General features: G+C 39.4%; 16 protein-coding genes, 16 tRNA genes, 1 rRNA gene and 1 riboswitch. Of the genes, 28 read left to right on the forward strand and 5 right to left on the reverse strand.

From position 1 onward, the window contains the following. Positions 1–11 precede the first annotated feature (11 nt). The 17 genes from rrf to N0O92_RS23030 all read left to right on the forward strand — a co-directional run bounded on the left by rrf (position 12) and on the right by N0O92_RS23030 (position 2202). Positions 12–127: ribosomal RNA gene (rrf, locus tag N0O92_RS22950) — 5S ribosomal RNA — on the forward strand. A gap of 13 nt (positions 128–140) precedes the next feature. Beyond that, positions 141–216 (forward strand) — tRNA-Ala (locus N0O92_RS22955). Positions 217–224: 8 nt separating this feature from the next. Further along, positions 225–317, forward strand: a tRNA-Ser gene (locus N0O92_RS22960). A 315-nt stretch (positions 318–632) separates the two neighbouring features. Beyond that, positions 633–706, forward strand: a tRNA-Met gene (locus N0O92_RS22965). A 9-nt stretch (positions 707–715) separates the two neighbouring features. Beyond that, positions 716–792 (forward strand) — tRNA-Asp (locus N0O92_RS22970). Positions 793–818: 26 nt separating this feature from the next. Continuing rightward, positions 819–903 (forward strand) — tRNA-Tyr (locus N0O92_RS22975). A 6-nt stretch (positions 904–909) separates the two neighbouring features. Beyond that, a tRNA-His gene (locus N0O92_RS22980) sits at positions 910–985 on the forward strand. 19 nt (positions 986–1004) lie between these two features. Next, a tRNA-Gln gene (locus tag N0O92_RS22985) sits at positions 1005–1079 on the forward strand. Between the two features lie 2 nt (positions 1080–1081). Then, positions 1082–1153 (forward strand) — tRNA-Gly (locus tag N0O92_RS22990). Positions 1154–1161: 8 nt separating this feature from the next. Then, a tRNA-Arg gene (locus tag N0O92_RS22995) sits at positions 1162–1238 on the forward strand. A 171-nt stretch (positions 1239–1409) separates the two neighbouring features. After that, a tRNA-Gly gene (locus N0O92_RS23000) sits at positions 1410–1480 on the forward strand. An 18-nt stretch (positions 1481–1498) separates the two neighbouring features. Then, positions 1499–1575 (forward strand) — tRNA-Ile (locus N0O92_RS23005). A gap of 1 nt (position 1576) precedes the next feature. Further along, positions 1577–1651: transfer RNA gene (locus N0O92_RS23010), tRNA-Asn, on the forward strand. A 1-nt stretch (position 1652) separates the two neighbouring features. Continuing rightward, positions 1653–1743: transfer RNA gene (locus N0O92_RS23015), tRNA-Ser, on the forward strand. 20 nt (positions 1744–1763) lie between these two features. Beyond that, positions 1764–1838, forward strand: a tRNA-Glu gene (locus N0O92_RS23020). Between the two features lie 172 nt (positions 1839–2010). Then, positions 2011–2086: transfer RNA gene (locus tag N0O92_RS23025), tRNA-Lys, on the forward strand. Positions 2087–2120: 34 nt separating this feature from the next. After that, positions 2121–2202, forward strand: a tRNA-Leu gene (locus N0O92_RS23030). Between the two features lie 61 nt (positions 2203–2263). Here N0O92_RS23030 and yidD read toward each other — a convergent pair. Next, a complete protein-coding gene (gene yidD / locus N0O92_RS23035; RefSeq protein ID WP_315617352.1) occupies positions 2264–2497 on the reverse strand; it encodes a membrane protein insertion efficiency factor YidD in 234 nt (77 codons plus the stop codon). A 155-nt stretch (positions 2498–2652) separates the two neighbouring features. Here yidD and comGC point away from each other — a divergent pair, with 155 nt between their 5' ends. The 7 genes from comGC to N0O92_RS23070 all read left to right on the forward strand — a co-directional run bounded on the left by comGC (position 2653) and on the right by N0O92_RS23070 (position 6129). After that, positions 2653–2949, forward strand: a complete 297-nt coding sequence (gene comGC, locus N0O92_RS23040) for a competence type IV pilus major pilin ComGC (RefSeq protein ID WP_315617379.1) — start codon at positions 2653–2655, stop codon at positions 2947–2949. Then, positions 2946–3392: a competence type IV pilus minor pilin ComGD gene (gene comGD, locus N0O92_RS23045; RefSeq protein WP_315617354.1), complete on the forward strand. Its 447-nt coding sequence runs from the start codon at positions 2946–2948 to the stop codon at positions 3390–3392. The genes comGC and comGD overlap by 4 nt, the downstream gene beginning before the upstream one ends. A 233-nt stretch (positions 3393–3625) precedes the next feature. Further along, positions 3626–4123 carry a ComGF family competence protein gene (locus tag N0O92_RS23050; RefSeq protein WP_315617356.1) on the forward strand — a complete coding sequence of 166 codons (498 nt, stop codon included), beginning with the start codon at positions 3626–3628 and terminating at the stop codon, positions 4121–4123. Further along, on the forward strand, positions 4120–4581 hold the full coding sequence (gene comGG / locus N0O92_RS23055; RefSeq protein ID WP_315617358.1) for a competence type IV pilus minor pilin ComGG: 462 nt from the start codon (positions 4120–4122) through the stop codon (positions 4579–4581). The genes N0O92_RS23050 and comGG overlap by 4 nt, the downstream gene beginning before the upstream one ends. A gap of 125 nt (positions 4582–4706) precedes the next feature. Next, positions 4707–4910: a YqzE family protein gene (locus N0O92_RS23060; protein WP_315617360.1), complete on the forward strand. Its 204-nt coding sequence runs from the start codon at positions 4707–4709 to the stop codon at positions 4908–4910. Between the two features lie 133 nt (positions 4911–5043). Further along, positions 5044–5751 (forward strand): helix-turn-helix transcriptional regulator, encoded by a 708-nt coding sequence (locus N0O92_RS23065; protein WP_315617361.1) that lies wholly within the window; start codon positions 5044–5046, stop codon positions 5749–5751. A gap of 132 nt (positions 5752–5883) precedes the next feature. Beyond that, complete coding sequence (locus N0O92_RS23070) at positions 5884–6129, forward strand: DUF2626 domain-containing protein (protein WP_315617363.1); 246 nt, start codon at positions 5884–5886, stop codon at positions 6127–6129. A gap of 261 nt (positions 6130–6390) precedes the next feature. Here the strand turns inward: N0O92_RS23070 and N0O92_RS23075 are convergent, their stop codons facing one another. Further along, complete coding sequence (locus tag N0O92_RS23075) at positions 6391–7026, reverse strand: MBL fold metallo-hydrolase (RefSeq protein WP_315617365.1); 636 nt, start codon at positions 7024–7026, stop codon at positions 6391–6393. A 220-nt stretch (positions 7027–7246) separates the two neighbouring features. On the opposite strand from N0O92_RS23075, the gene N0O92_RS23080 reads away from it, so the two are divergent. Beyond that, positions 7247–7435, forward strand: a complete 189-nt coding sequence (locus N0O92_RS23080; protein WP_315617367.1) for a DUF2759 domain-containing protein — start codon at positions 7247–7249, stop codon at positions 7433–7435. Between the two features lie 54 nt (positions 7436–7489). On the opposite strand, the gene N0O92_RS23085 is transcribed toward N0O92_RS23080, so the two are convergent. Then, on the reverse strand, positions 7490–8284 hold the full coding sequence (locus N0O92_RS23085; RefSeq protein WP_315617369.1) for a YqhG family protein: 795 nt from the start codon (positions 8282–8284) through the stop codon (positions 7490–7492). Then, complete coding sequence (locus tag N0O92_RS23090; protein WP_315617371.1) at positions 8262–9947, reverse strand: DEAD/DEAH box helicase; 1686 nt, start codon at positions 9945–9947, stop codon at positions 8262–8264. The genes N0O92_RS23085 and N0O92_RS23090 overlap by 23 nt, the downstream gene beginning before the upstream one ends. Before the next feature lie 233 nt (positions 9948–10180). After that, positions 10181–10285: riboswitch (glycine riboswitch) on the forward strand. 166 nt (positions 10286–10451) lie between these two features. On the opposite strand from N0O92_RS23090, the gene gcvT reads away from it, so the two are divergent. From gcvT to gcvPB, 3 genes are read left to right on the forward strand one after another with little or no spacing between them, the layout of a single operon-like run. Beyond that, positions 10452–11546: a glycine cleavage system aminomethyltransferase GcvT gene (gcvT, locus tag N0O92_RS23095; RefSeq protein WP_315617373.1), complete on the forward strand. Its 1095-nt coding sequence runs from the start codon at positions 10452–10454 to the stop codon at positions 11544–11546. Positions 11547–11560: 14 nt separating this feature from the next. Then, positions 11561–12904: an aminomethyl-transferring glycine dehydrogenase subunit GcvPA gene (gene gcvPA / locus N0O92_RS23100; RefSeq protein WP_315617375.1), complete on the forward strand. Its 1344-nt coding sequence runs from the start codon at positions 11561–11563 to the stop codon at positions 12902–12904. After that, a complete protein-coding gene (gene gcvPB / locus N0O92_RS23105) occupies positions 12901–14364 on the forward strand; it encodes an aminomethyl-transferring glycine dehydrogenase subunit GcvPB (RefSeq protein WP_315617377.1) in 1464 nt (487 codons plus the stop codon). The genes gcvPA and gcvPB overlap by 4 nt, the downstream gene beginning before the upstream one ends. Positions 14365–14510: 146 nt before the next feature. Here the strand turns inward: gcvPB and N0O92_RS23870 are convergent. Continuing rightward, positions 14511–14619, reverse strand: a 109-nt coding sequence (locus N0O92_RS23870) for an IS3 family transposase (protein WP_315616486.1), incomplete at its 5' end; no start/stop codon positions are given.

Here is a 14619-nt window from a genome sequence, read left to right on the forward strand (position 1 = left end):
CAATTCTATAGTCTGGTGGCGATAGCGAAGAGGTCACACCCGTTCCCATGCCGAACACGGTCGTTAAGCTCTTTTGCGCCGATGGTAGTTGGGGGCTTCCCCCTGTGAGAGTAGGACGTTGCCAGGCTATTATAATATCTGGGGCCTTAGCTCAGCTGGGAGAGCGCCTGCCTTGCACGCAGGAGGTCAGCGGTTCGATCCCGCTAGGCTCCACCATATATTGCGGAGGAATACCCAAGTCCGGCTGAAGGGATCGGTCTTGAAAACCGACAGGCGGGTTAAACCGCGCGGGGGTTCGAATCCCTCTTCCTCCGCCATTATCTTATAGTTCTATATTATTTAGAAGATCATCATTCTTTTAAAAACGACGCGGGGTGGAGCATGTAGCAAAACATCGTCGAATAATCATCGACATGTCTTGACGCATAGGCATCGAAGCGTTACGAGAAGAGGAAAAGATAACTTCTTTGAAGTAACATCATCTTTATACTTTAAAACGACGCGGGGTGGAGCATGTAGCAAAACATCGTCGAATAATCATCGACATGTCTTGACGCATAGACATCGAAGCGTTACGAGAAGAGGAAAAGATAACTTCTTCGAAGTAACATCATCTTTTTACTTTAAAACGACGCGGGGTGGAGCAGCCTGGTAGCTCGTCGGGCTCATAACCCGAAGGTCGGCGGTTCAAATCCGTCCCCCGCAATACCAAAATGGTCCGGTAGTTCAGTTGGTTAGAATGCCTGCCTGTCACGCAGGAGGTCGCGGGTTCGAGTCCCGTCCGGACCGCCATTATTTAATAATAATTTCCTCATTGTGGAGGGGTAGCGAAGTGGCTAAACGCGGCGGACTGTAAATCCGCTCCCTCCGGGTTCGGCGGTTCGAATCCGTCCCCCTCCACCATGTATGGCGGTTGTGGCGAAGTGGTTAACGCACCGGATTGTGATTCCGGCATTCGTGGGTTCAATTCCCATCAGCCGCCCCATACAAAAAAACAAAAGTGTTGGGCTATCGCCAAGCGGTAAGGCAACGGATTTTGATTCCGTCATGCGTAGGTTCGAATCCTGCTAGCCCAGCCAACGCGGAAGTAGTTCAGTGGTAGAACACCACCTTGCCAAGGTGGGGGTCGCGAGTTCGAATCTCGTCTTCCGCTCTTATTAAGCGCCCTTAGCTCAGCTGGATAGAGTGTTTGACTACGAATCAAAAGGTCGGGAGTTCGAATCTCTCAGGGCGCGCCATTTTCAAAAAATTATATATGCGGGTGTAGTTTAGTGGTAAAACCTCAGCCACGAGCATTACTTCTGTCGAATAAGCAACGAGTTGTCTCGACGCATTTGCTTCTATGAGTTACTAGAAGAGGAAGGGACATGTTGGGCGAATACTAATTATCGAAATATACAATATAACATGCGGGTGTAGTTTAGTGGTAAAACCTCAGCCTTCCAAGCTGATGTCGTGAGTTCGATTCTCATCACCCGCTCTTTTTATTCACTACTGTGGGCCTGTAGCTCAGCTGGTTAGAGCGCACGCCTGATAAGCGTGAGGTCGGTGGTTCGAGTCCACTCAGGCCCACCATTCCACAGTAGCTCAGTGGTAGAGCAATCGGCTGTTAACCGATCGGTCGTAGGTTCGAGTCCTACCTGTGGAGCCACGGAGAAGTACCCAAGTGGCTGAAGGGGCGCCCCTGCTAAGGGTGTAGGTCGTTTACGCGGCGCGAGGGTTCAAATCCCTCCTTCTCCGCCATTGGACAAACTATTAATAATGGCCCGTTGGTCAAGCGGTTAAGACACCGCCCTTTCACGGCGGTAACACGGGTTCGAATCCCGTACGGGTCACCAATATAAACAGCAAGAGACATTAGCTCAGTTACGAGCAAAGCTTCTTGAAATACTACGAGTTGTTCTGACGCAATCAGCAACGGAGCTTTACTAGTAGAGGATAGAACAGGTAAAAAACGAAGCAACTCATCGTCCGTAAGCATCATGTGTTACTTCATTGAATAAACAGCAAGAGCCATTAGCTCAGTTGGTAGAGCATCTGACTTTTAATCAGAGGGTCGAAGGTTCGAGTCCTTCATGGCTCACCATTTAAAGATATTTTATAGTAAATATCAATGTTTTGCGGGTGTGGCGGAATTGGCAGACGCGCTAGACTTAGGATCTAGTGTCTTATGACGTGGGGGTTCGACTCCCTTCACCCGCATTAAAAAAACCATAACATAAGTTATGGTTTTTTTGTTATAAACAAAAAAATGACCTTTCAGCTATGTTGAAGAGTCATTTTTTTTCTCAGGTACAAGATCGATTCCACCTGGATGAAATGGGTGGCACTTACAAATTCTTTTAGCAGTTAACCACCCTCCTTTCCAGGCCCCAAAACGTTTGACTGCTTCTAACCCATAATGAGAGCATGTTGGATAAAACCGACATGTAGGGGGTTTAATAGGAGAGATCACAAGTTGATAAAAACGAATAATTACTAATAATATTGCTTTCATATTTACATCCTTTCAAAAAAACTTAAAAAAGTTTGCAGGAAGTTTGTCAGTCTGTGTCTAATTATAGCAAATATAATATAGAAAGGAGGACCGACTTTCTGTTTATAGCTGTACACTCCGCTTTTCCCCTACGTTTTTAAAAAATCTCCGAGGTGATGAAATTGAAAAATGAAAAAGGTTTTACACTCATCGAAATGTTGATTGTTTTGATGATCATCTCTATCCTTCTTCTAATCGCTGTTCCAAACATGACAACCAATAATCAAGCAGCATCTTCAAAAGGTTGTGAGGCCACGGTTAAATTAGTTCAGGCCCAGGTTTATGCATATGAATTTGAGGAAGGTGAATTGCCCGAAAATTTAGAGGATCTTATTCCTGATTATATTGATAATGTAAAATGTCAAGGTCAAAAGCTAGACTATAAAGACGGTCGCGTAAAGGGACCAGAATGAGTCTTAATGAATCAGGCTATACGTTAATTGAAATGCTCCTCACTTTATCTATTCTATCCATTCTACTCCTTATTTCAACTATTACACTTCCTTCTTTATCATCCAATAATCATGAAGCAGATTTAATCGCAAAACAAATAAAGGAACAAATTCTTTTAGCACAGCATGTTGCATTGACAAGTGGTCGTGATGTGACAGTTCGGCCTGATAATAACACCAAAGAGTTTATTATTCGTTATCATACGGGTGATGTCTATTTAGTCATTCCTTTTCAGCACCCCGATATGGTATTTGAATCCAATACGCTTATTCTTTCTGCTATTAGGTTTGTAGCTAACGGTCATCCACGTCAAACCGGGTCATTTTTGATGCATATTGGAAAAAATAGGTACCAATATACAATTTATATTGGGAAAGGAATGGTCTCTTATAGAAAAATGTAATGGGTTTACTTTAATAGAAGTACTATTTGCATTTGGATTTCTCATGCTTTTTAGTGCTTCTATTCTTCCTTTGCTCATACAGGTGTTGGAAGAAAGGTCAACGATAAATGAAGAGGAGCAAGTACTTCTTTTATTAGAAGAATCCGTACACAGAGATTTTGTAGGTTCAACAGAAATGGTTCAAGAACATGATCATGTTCGGATTAGCAATAAAATCGTCGGTGACAACCTTTATGAAGTATGTGCTAGCTGGACAGGAAGGAATGGAAGGGACTATGAACGCTGCTTATATACTTCGTACTGAAAAAGGGTTTACGCTCATTGAACTGTTGATTTCACTATCTATTTTTTTACTGATTGTCTCCATTTTTCCAAATATGATCTTAACAAGAACTTCTGGATTTTATACTGATACGATTTCTTCTCAACAAGTGATGACATTTTTTAATCAGTTAGCTCATGACTCTCGTGGATCCGTTCAAGCTGAGATTAAGGAGGGTGCCTTATATTTTACGATGTCAAACAATGACAGAATTAAGATTGAGTTATTAGCTACACATCAAATGAGAAGGACTAGGAATAATGAAGGACATAACCTTCTACTTGAAGGAGTAAAGTCGTTTACTTGTGTGACCTCTACCAAAAGAGTTGTCTGCGAAGTCGTGCTGTTGAATGGTTATCAAAGCAAAAAGTCTATGCTTATTCCTTTTGAACGAGGAGGACAGAAGTGAGGCAGGAAGGAGGATTTGTTTACCCTGTTACGGTTGTGATTTGTATGATTATTATGCAGATTGTCATTTACCAAGTAAATATGTATGTTAATGAAAAACATTTCGTGCATGAGCAAGAACGCCTATTACAAGTTGAATCACTTTTGCAAGTTGGCATAAGTGAATTTTTGAGGGGAGAATATGAACCAACTGTAAATAAAAACATCATCTTTTCATACGATGTAGGTACGGTTACAGTAGCAATTGATGATTTTCATGAAGGGTATAGCCAGATTCATGTAACCGTGAAATTAGTGACGGGGCAAGAAAGACAAGCTGGTTTCCGTTATCATTGGTCTAGCAAAACGGTAGAGCATTATTGGGAGGTTACGAAACGAGGTACAACGCTGCTAAATCAGAGTCATATAGTAAAAATACCAGTCCGTTCCTGCTCTTCATCGAAGTGGAACCAAACATGACTTAACAAGGCTTACTAATTACGGAAAGGTGTGTAGCAATTACAAAATTGTGAATGGATGAAAAATGATTTTAAACCTTTAATCTTCTGGGCATACTATTCATAGAACGATTAGAGGTGAGGAAAATGTCGTCTTTAAATGACTATGTTAAGTTTCTAACTCAACAGGCAGTAATGAGAATGGATCAACCTAAAGAAGAGCGTCGGACTAAGAAAATGGAAAGAAGAGCGGACCGTCCACCTTTTTCTTCACATGCTTTTGGGATTATTCCATTAGGTATATCATTGTTTTGGAAAAAAAGATCCACTAAAAGAAAGTTTAAAAAGTAAAAGCGAAGATGTCGTGAAACACAGCTTCGCTTTTTCCTTTGTCATATTATGTAGAAATCAGTTGATTTTCGTTTCCTTGTTTGTCTAACTATACTATAATGAGATAAGTATGGTAAGTATGGGAGTGAACGATATGGAACAAAACACGCTTAAAATAACGAATGTCTTGGCTGATCCGACGCGTTTTTCTATATATCAATATATTTCAAAACAACGAGAAAATGTAACCGTTCAACACATTGCTGATCAATTTACGATACATCCAAATGTAGCTCGTTTGCATTTAACGAAATTAGAAGATGTACAAATGATTGTTTCAGAAACACAAAAGAGTGGAAAAGGCGGGCGACCTAGTCGGTATTACAAATTGTCAGATGAGGTAATTCAATTACAATTTCCATACAGAGACTATCAGCGATTAGCAAAAATGGCGTTAGAGTCCTTAGTTGGACTTGGTGAAGTTGGAATGGATGCATTAAAAGATATGGGATACAAGTATGGACGTGAGTGTGCAGATTTACATGTTAGGCAATTTCATTTTGATGTATCAACTGCTTCTATGGGTGAAAAAGTTCGTATGATTGAACAAATTGCCATTAATCAAGGCCTGAATCCTGAAATTGAATACATAGAAGAAAAGGACGAAATTGAATTTAGTATTTATAATTGTACTTTTAAAGAGTTAATGGCCGATTATTCAGGTTCATTATGTTCGATGCACCATGAACTTTTTAAAGGCATTTTTTCCTATTTCTTAGGGGATCATATACTGAAAGATAATATGAAGATAACAGATCCAAAGGCAAAAGCATGCTCATATTCTGTGATTAAATTAAGGTGACACAGTTTTGCCACCCTTGAAGGCATTTACAGTGGAGAGGTAGTAATATATAATAGGTCTGTATTCATCATTTGCTATCCTAAACAAATACTGCTTATATGGCAAATTTGTTCGTGAAGGAGGGAAACCCAAATGGATCGTATGTATCGTGTTTTAGCATTTTGGACAGGAATATTTGCTGTTTTGTTCTTTGTTGGTCATATGTATAATGTAGCTTTGTTGTTCTTTGCACAAACAGGTGCACTATTAGCCCTTAGCTACCTAAACTTGTCTGAACGTGTATACTTATACATTTTTGGTGCCTATTTAACGATATTCTTCGTAGGGTTCACGTATTATGCAACGTTCTTACTAGTGCCTAGTTTTGGTGGGCATTAATTGTCATTGTACATATGTGCAAAAAGAGAAACCGTTTCCTTGTATAGGACGGTTTCTTTTTTTTGTTTAAGTTAATACTATTGACATAGTGTTAAACTATTTTATAAAATAAAATAGATTGATGATCTTTGATTGGGAGTCCCCCTCCCCTCAAGATTCTTACATCAATACGATTTACTCCCCAAAGGGCTTCCACAGTTGGAAGCCCTTATTTTATATAGGAAAAGCAGCTGTAAAAAAACAGCTGCTACTAAATAGTGATCAAAAACCTGATAAAAATGGATTTCCATCCATTTCCTGACCAATTGTAGTTGTAGGGCCGTGCCCACATGCAACGATGGTTTCCTCTGGTAAATCTAATAGTTTCTTATGTATACTCTCGAGCAACAATTGGTGATCACCACCTGGTAAATCTGTTCTACCAATGCTTTGTGCAAATAATGCATCACCTGAGAAGACTATATTTTCTTGTTGTATGTAGAAAGAAATGCTTCCTGGAGAGTGCCCAGGCGTTTCATAGACCGAAAAGGAAAAAGATCCAATCGTAATAGTTCCTTCGGTTTCAATTATGTGATCAGCAGCGTTTACTGTAATAGCGTGTTCACCCATGAAACGCGCTGACCCATTTTTAGCAGGATCTCCTAACCAATCTTGCTCATTTTTATGAATATAAACAGGGCATCCAAATGCATTCCGTACATCATCTACTGCTCCGATGTGATCAAAGTGAGCATGTGTTAACAGAACAGCAAGAGGTTTTATGTTTTGCGACTTTAGCCATTCAATAAAAGCTGGCCCGTCGCCACCTGGATCAATAATAACAGCTTCTTTTTGATCATTTTCAAGGACATAGGCGTTCGTTTGTAGCGGGCCTAGTGGAATTTGCGTCCATTTCATATACATCACTCCCATACATATAGTACTCTTATCATACATTATGAGAAGTGACTCGACAAACAAAGAAAAAAAGAGTAAAATAAATGAAAAATGCCCAACATAAATATTGAGGAAACTGTACTAACTTCGTCAAATTTAAGGCTGACAACGTTCTCAAATGGTTTTATAATAGGACTAGTTAAGCTGGGTTCTTAGTTTTACATAAGGAGGGGAAGACTGAATGATCTTTTCTATCATCATGTTAATTACTTCGCTTTTATGTGCAGTTGCGATTGTTCGTGAACTACGCAGAAAGAACTTTTTCGCAGTAGGTTTTGCTGGAATTTCATTTGTTGTATTTGGATGGTTTGCGGTAGCTACAATCATTTCCATCGTTACAACTGGTGGTGGAGCACCTGTAGCTCACTAAAAGGTATTATCAAAAAGGCAGTTACTTAATAGAAGTAGCTGCCTTTTTTGATTGTTAAAAAACTTGCTGCTCTAAATAAAACATTCCACCATTTATTACTGATACATGTATTTTTGGTTCATATTGCTCTTTTAAAGCTTGTTTTTCAACTTCGTAACTGTCAGGTTTTTCTTCATACTCTTCGTAAAAATGTTCCAAGAGGGACAAATCGGTATCCCATCTGTTAACAGCTTCTTCTGCCCATGTTGTATCCTCATTCTCAGCATAAGTTTGGACCATTTTCTGTAACCGAATCAACCCACTATGGACCGTTATCAATGGCGATAATTTAAAACAGAAATCTGGAATGTTGGGAGACAAATCTTTCTTTTGCAGTTTATCGTAAAATTGTTGAACAATTTGACCGTGAATTAAATTTAAACCTAAGGAAAGTAGAACATCCTTTTTTCGATCGCATTGAAATGAAACTTTCATATTTAAACATAACCAAGGCTGCAGTGGAATTGATTGTCTACCCGATGCATGAATGTTTTCGTAAAGACGAATGAAGCCGCCAAGCTCACGTGTGGAGTGAAATAATTGTCTTAATCGCGGTGAACCAAAGTGAATCTGTTCACCACGTAAGTCATCAGGGGCATTATTCTGGTCTGTAATAAATGTCACTTGCATCGGATTTGGTTCTCCACCTGTTTTTTCAAGGTAATGCCAATAAAATGGCCGATTCATTAATAACTTATCTAATTCTATAGAGAGTTGAACTTTTAAATAGCTTGCTGTGTTTTCAATAATCGGACTATCATTAGCTTCAAAATACCTTTCTAAGAAATTATGAACTTGAGGCTGTTGCATCGATTGGGTCCTCCTCATTAGCATTTGCTGCTTCTTCTGCTGCATCATTCATAATTGCCGCAAGATGATCAAACTTAATACGCATTTCTCCTTCAGAATCAGATTGTAACAGAATGTCCTGTACATGATCTTCGACAGAAGGGAGGTCAATCTTGGTAAGGATGTCATCTAACTCCCCAATTACGGCTTCAAAGAGATGGATCTTTTCATAAAGCAATTTAAGAATATGCTGTTCAACGGTATCTGTAACGGCGAAGTTATAAATGCGCACATCTTCTTTCTGACCTAAACGATGAATACGTCCAATCCGTTGTTCAATTCGCATTGGATTCCATGGCAAATCATAATTAATAATATGACTACAAAATTGCAAGTTAATTCCTTCACCGCCGGCCTCAGTTGCAATTAAGACTTGAGCATGATTTTGGAAAAGCTGGCGCATCCAGTCTTTCTTTCCACGTTTAAAACCACCTCTAAACGGAACGGAAGAAATACCATTTTGTTTTAGAAACCATTGCAAATATAGTTGTGTTGCGCGGTATTCAGTGAAAATAATAACTTTATCATTAATCTTTTGAATAATTTCTAATGCTTTCTCTGCTTTAGCATGTCCTTCTACTTCTCCAATTTTATTTAGTAGCCTTTCTGCTCCGGGAAGTTCACGTCCATCAGCATGGGCACGTTCCACCATGTTTTTTAATGTCATGAAGGCGGCCTCCCTACTGCTGCAAAGCTCCCTCTTTAACGTAAGTAGGCCAAAATGATTGGAGTTATCTTTTAACTGCTCAATCTCATCATAGAAGGCCCGTTCCGATTCACTAAACTCAATTGGGACTGTCTCAACAATTCGTTTCGTCCATTCGATTCCAGTTTCTTCTCGACGGTTTCGAACCATGACTTTGTTTACTAGCTCTCTTAATTTTTCTTCGTTTTTAGGTGAGCGTTTGTTTGAACGATATTCTTTTTCGAATGAGGCAATGTCGCCTAAGTGACCGGGTTTTAATAAGGACACTAAATTAAAAATTTCTTCAAGTTTGTTTTGAACAGGAGTTGCAGTTAAAAGTAGACAGAACTTCTTTTTTAATTGTTTGATGAATTCATAGTTTTTTGTTTTTGGATTTTTTAGTTTATGAGCTTCATCAATAATAACTAAGTCATACGGTTGATCTAACACAATGTCACGATGAGGTTGTCGCTTTGCAGTATCGATGGAAGCAACAACCACGTCACATTGTTCCCAGACATATGTCTTTCTTTGAGCAATGGCAGGGATATGAAACTTAGTATTTAATTCAATTGCCCACTGTGAAACAAGAGAAGCTGGTACTAAAATTAATACTTTCTTAACCAAACCTCGTATCATGTATTCTTTTAAGATTAAACCAGCCTCGATCGTCTTCCCAAGTCCTACTTCATCAGCTAAAATGGCTTTGCCGTTCATTTGTTCAATAACGGTATTTGCGACCTCAATTTGATGAGGGAACGGCTTTAACTGAGGAAGGTGTTTTGGAGCTTGTAATCCATGAAACTCGGGAATTGTTTGATGCTCCTCAGCCTCATATGCTAGTTTGAAAAGTTCCCAGTTGGACCAAGGTCCATCTTGATCGAGTCTTTCTTTAAAAGTGTCATTCCACTCTTGATCAAAATGTATATCAATCTTCATTCTATATCATCCTTTCGATCAAACTATCGTCCATATCCGAATGAAAATATAAAAAAACTGTAAAATAATCAGATTTATTAAATAAACAGTTGCGAAACATGATTCAAATTGGTAGGATGTTAATATAAATCCGAATTACTTACATTGCCTTATTTCAAGATGGTTATACATGTAGTATGTACCATTTATCAAAAATTCATGTGTTTAAATAGGAATATCTAAATTCATAGCGGATGAGAATAAGGGGAGAGCTTGCTATATGCAACGCCGAAGGAGCAAGTGTCTGGTAATGTGTTACCAGCGCGAATCTCTCAGGCAAAAAAGACTCTTATTTGACGCAGCTCTGGAGAGTGCTTAAATAGCCACCTACGAAGACACTATATTCTTTTGACTGAATATAGGAAACTTTCTGGTTACAGGACAGAGTTATACACAACCAAGTGTATAACTCTGTCCTTTTTGTATTCTTTTCTTTAAAAAAATGAGATTTGAGGAGGTTGGAACATGGCAGATTTAAAACGAACACCATTATTTGACCTATATAAAGAAAGTGGAGCCAAAACAATCGATTTCGGTGGTTGGGATCTTCCAGTACAATTTATAAGCATTAAGGAAGAGCATGAAGCGGTCCGTACAAAAGCAGGACTCTTTGACGTGTCACATATGGGCGAAGTAGAAGTGAAAGGACCCGAGGCCCTAAATTATTTACAGAAATTAATGACAAATGACGTATCTAAATTAGTAGATGGTCAGGCACAATATACGGCTATGTGTTATGAAGATGGTGGAACGGTAGATGATTTACTTATTTACCGTAAAGCTCAGGATGATTATTTACTAGTTATTAATGCTTCAAATATCGAAAAAGATGTTAAGTGGATGGAACAACACTTGATAGAAGGCGTTACAGCTCTTAACATTTCCAGTGATATTGCTCAGCTTGCCATTCAAGGTCCTCTTGCAGAAAAAATCTTACAAAAGAAAACATCGTATGATTTGTCATCAATTGGTTTTTTCCGATTTGCTGATGATGTAGATGTAGATGGGGTGAAGGCACTTGTTTCAAGAACCGGCTATACAGGTGAGGACGGATTTGAACTTTATTGTTTGTCGTCTGATGCACCGAATCTATGGAAAAGTTTACTAGAAGCTGGGAAAGAAGATGGCCTTGTTCCTTGTGGTCTCGGAGCGCGAGATACACTCCGTTTTGAAGCTAGATTGCCACTTTATGGTCAAGAGTTGACAAAAGAGATCTCGCCACTAGAAGCAGGAATCGGATTTGCCGTCAAAGTAAACAAAGAAGCTGATTTTATAGGGAAAGAAGCATTAAAAAAGCAAAAGACAGAAGGACTAACTAGAAAGTTAGTTGGACTTGAAATGATCGATAAAGGAATTCCACGTACGGGGTATGAAGTGTTTGTCGGCGATCAACTAGTGGGATTTGTCACGACAGGAACACAATCTCCGACCTTAAAGAAAAATGTTGGTCTTGCCGTATTAGATATGGACGTTACGGAGATCGGTACAGAAGTAGAAGTACAAGTTCGGAAAAAACGTTTAAAAGCACAAGTTGTATCAACGCCATTTTATAAGAAGTAAGAGGAGGAACATTCATGAATCATCGTTATTTACCTATGACAGATGCTGATCAAACAGAAATGCTAAAGACAATCGGTGTCAGTTCAATCGAAGAACTGTTTTCAGATATTCCGAATGATATTCGTTTTAAAGGTGAATTAAATATAAAAGCAGCGTTAAAGGAGCCTGAACTGATTTCATATTTTCAAGGATTAGCTGCGAAAAATATATCGTTAAAACAAACCCCTTCTTTTTTAGGGGCAGGTGTTTATGAACATTATATCCCATCGATTGTGGATCACGTTATTTCTCGGTCTGAATTTTACACAGCTTACACGCCGTATCAACCAGAAATTTCTCAAGGAGAGCTCCAAGCTATTTTTGAATTTCAAACGATGATCTGTGAATTGACGGGTATGGATTTAGCTAATTCCTCTATGTATGATGGTCCAACAGCATTAGCAGAAGCAGCGATGTTAAGTGCGGGACAAACGAAAAAGAAAACCATTTTAGTTTCAAAGGCGGTTCACCCAGAAGCTCGTGCAGTCCTACAAACGAATGCTACTGGTCAGCGTCTTAATGTAATTGAAATTGATACGGTGAACGGTGTCACTGATTTGAAACAGTTGCAGGAAGTATACGGAGATGACACAGCTTGTGTGGTTGTCCAACATCCAAACTTTTTTGGGAATCTTGAGCCACTAGCCGAGCTAGAAGCGATTTCTCATAGTGGAAAAGCAATGTTCGTCGTTTCTAGTAATCCTTTAGCGTTAGGACTTTTAAAGCCTCCTGGTGAGTTCGGTGCCGATATTGTTGTAGGGGATGCACAACCGTTTGGGATTGCCACTCAATTTGGTGGGCCACATTGTGGATATTTCGCAACAACGAAAAAGTTAATGCGAAAAGTTCCTGGCCGTTTAGTTGGTCAAACCACAGATGAACATGGACAACGTGGGTTTGTTTTAACACTTCAAGCGCGTGAACAGCATATAAGACGTGAAAAAGCGACTTCTAATATTTGTTCTAACCAAGCTCTGAATGCCTTGGCTGCCTCAGTTGCAATGAGTGCAATTGGGAAAAAAGGTGTCAAAGAAATGGCCTATCAAAATGTTCAAAAAGCATCTTATATGAAAAAGCAATTGAAAGCTAATGGAGTAGAAATCGTTTTTGAACAACCAACATTTAATGAATTTGTTATTCAAGTTAACAGACCAGTATCTGAAGTAAATAAACTTCTACTTTCAAAAGGATTCATTGGAGGATATGATCTTGGTCGTGATGATGAATCTCTTGAAGGGCAAATGCTAGTAGCTGTGACAGAAGTAAGAACGAAAACTGAAATTGATACTTTTGCCAAGGAATTGGGGGCACTACTATGATAACAAAAGACCAGCCATTCATTTTTGAACGCAGCAAGCCAGGACGAGTCGGACATAGCTTGCCAGTATTAGATATTGAGGAACAAAATATAGAAGAGTTAATTCCAAGTGAATTTTTACGTGTAGAAGAGCCAGAATTGCCAGAAGTATCTGAGCTTGAAATCATGCGTCATTACACAGCGTTATCTAAGCGTAACCATGGTGTTGATTCTGGGTTTTATCCACTTGGATCTTGTACAATGAAGTACAATCCGAAAATTAATGAAGATGTAGCTCGTTTCGAAGGATTGGCTCACATTCACCCACATCAGCCAGTTGAACAAGTACAAGGTTCTATGGAACTTCTTTATGAGTTACAAACATCTCTTGCAGAGATTACAGGTATGGATGAAGTTACACTTCAACCAGCAGCAGGGGCACATGGTGAATGGACTGGATTAATGATGATCCGTGCTTTCCATGAAGCAAACGGAGACTTTGATCGTACGACGGTTATCGTACCAGACTCAGCTCACGGAACGAATCCGGCTTCTGCTACAGTAGCAGGCTTTGCTTCTGTTACGGTACGAACGGATGAAAATGGTTTAGTAGACTTAGATCATTTACGTGAAGTTGTCGGAGAAGATACCGCGGCTCTTATGCTTACGAATCCCAATACACTTGGATTGTTTGAATCATACATCGTAGAAATGGCGCAAATTATTCATGAAGCTGGTGGAAAGCTTTATTATGACGGAGCTAACTCCAATGCGATTTTAGGAATCGCACGACCAGGGGATATGGGATTTGACGTTGTTCACTTAAACTTGCATAAGACATTTACGGGGCCGCATGGTGGTGGTGGTCCAGGATCTGGTCCGGTCGGAGTGAAGAAAGAGTTAATTCCTTATTTGCCGAAACCAGTGATTGTTAAGCGTGAAGATGGTGTATATGACTTTGACTATAACCGTCCTCAGTCAATCGGCCGTGTCAAACCGTATTACGGAAACTATGGCATAAACGTTCGAGCGTACACTTATATTCGAACAATGGGGCCAGATGGATTACGTAAAGTGTCAGAATATGCGGTACTAAATGCAAATTATATGATGCGCCGCCTTGAGCCACACTTTGACCTACCTTACACTCAACATTGTAAGCATGAATTTGTTATATCAGGTCGACGTCAAAAGAAATTAGGTGTACGGACACTAGATATTGCCAAACGTTTGCTAGACTTTGGTTACCATCCGCCAACCATCTATTTTCCACTTAATGTAGAGGAATGTATGATGATTGAACCGACGGAAACAGAATCAAAAGAAACGTTAGATGAGTTTATTGATGCCATGATTCAAATTGCTCGTGAAGCAGAGGAGAATCCAGAGATTGTTCAAGAAGCTCCTCATACAACAGTTATCTCGCGATTAGATGAAACAACAGCAGCGAGAAAACCCATTTTAAAATATCAAAAAGCCTGAGCATATGCTCAGGTTTTTTCTGTGGTGAAGAAATTATTTTTGGAAAAGAGTTGAGGGAGGAGGTTGACTTACTGGGAGAGCTCGAAGAATTGGGGAAAGAAAAGAGAGATAGGTTCCTGAAGATGAAGTGGTATGTCAACACTAAATCAAACAATCTTTTTAAGGGCTACGTTTCGATAGCTTACTGGACTTAAATACCCCAGTGCACTGTGCGAACGGATATTATTGTACCAATTGATATAATCGAAAAGTTCA

Source organism: Alkalihalobacillus sp. MEB130 (genome assembly GCF_032335535.1).
Classification (GTDB): domain Bacteria; phylum Bacillota; class Bacilli; order Bacillales; family Bacillaceae_D; genus Halalkalibacter.

What these genes read in the sequence shown, in the direction of transcription:
- N0O92_RS23070 (WP_315617363.1), top strand. Translation starts at nt 5,884, where the DNA reads ATGGATCGTATGTATCGTGTTTTAGCATTTTGGACAGGAATATTTGCT.
- N0O92_RS23060 (WP_315617360.1), top strand. Translation starts at nt 4,707, where the DNA reads ATGTCGTCTTTAAATGACTATGTTAAGTTTCTAACTCAACAGGCAGTA.
- gcvT (WP_315617373.1), top strand. Translation starts at nt 10,452, where the DNA reads ATGGCAGATTTAAAACGAACACCATTATTTGACCTATATAAAGAAAGT.
- N0O92_RS23065 (WP_315617361.1), top strand. Translation starts at nt 5,044, where the DNA reads ATGGAACAAAACACGCTTAAAATAACGAATGTCTTGGCTGATCCGACG.
- gcvPA (WP_315617375.1), top strand. Translation starts at nt 11,561, where the DNA reads ATGAATCATCGTTATTTACCTATGACAGATGCTGATCAAACAGAAATG.
- N0O92_RS23090 (WP_315617371.1), bottom strand. Translation starts at nt 9,947, where the DNA reads ATGAAGATTGATATACATTTTGATCAAGAGTGGAATGACACTTTTAAA.
- gcvPB (WP_315617377.1), top strand. Translation starts at nt 12,901, where the DNA reads ATGATAACAAAAGACCAGCCATTCATTTTTGAACGCAGCAAGCCAGGA.
- yidD (WP_315617352.1), bottom strand. Translation starts at nt 2,497, where the DNA reads ATGAAAGCAATATTATTAGTAATTATTCGTTTTTATCAACTTGTGATC.
- N0O92_RS23075 (WP_315617365.1), bottom strand. Translation starts at nt 7,026, where the DNA reads ATGAAATGGACGCAAATTCCACTAGGCCCGCTACAAACGAACGCCTAT.
- N0O92_RS23050 (WP_315617356.1), top strand. Translation starts at nt 3,626, where the DNA reads ATGAAGTATGTGCTAGCTGGACAGGAAGGAATGGAAGGGACTATGAAC.
- N0O92_RS23085 (WP_315617369.1), bottom strand. Translation starts at nt 8,284, where the DNA reads ATGCAACAGCCTCAAGTTCATAATTTCTTAGAAAGGTATTTTGAAGCT.
- comGC (WP_315617379.1), top strand. Translation starts at nt 2,653, where the DNA reads ATGAAATTGAAAAATGAAAAAGGTTTTACACTCATCGAAATGTTGATT.
- comGD (WP_315617354.1), top strand. Translation starts at nt 2,946, where the DNA reads ATGAGTCTTAATGAATCAGGCTATACGTTAATTGAAATGCTCCTCACT.
- N0O92_RS23080 (WP_315617367.1), top strand. Translation starts at nt 7,247, where the DNA reads ATGATCTTTTCTATCATCATGTTAATTACTTCGCTTTTATGTGCAGTT.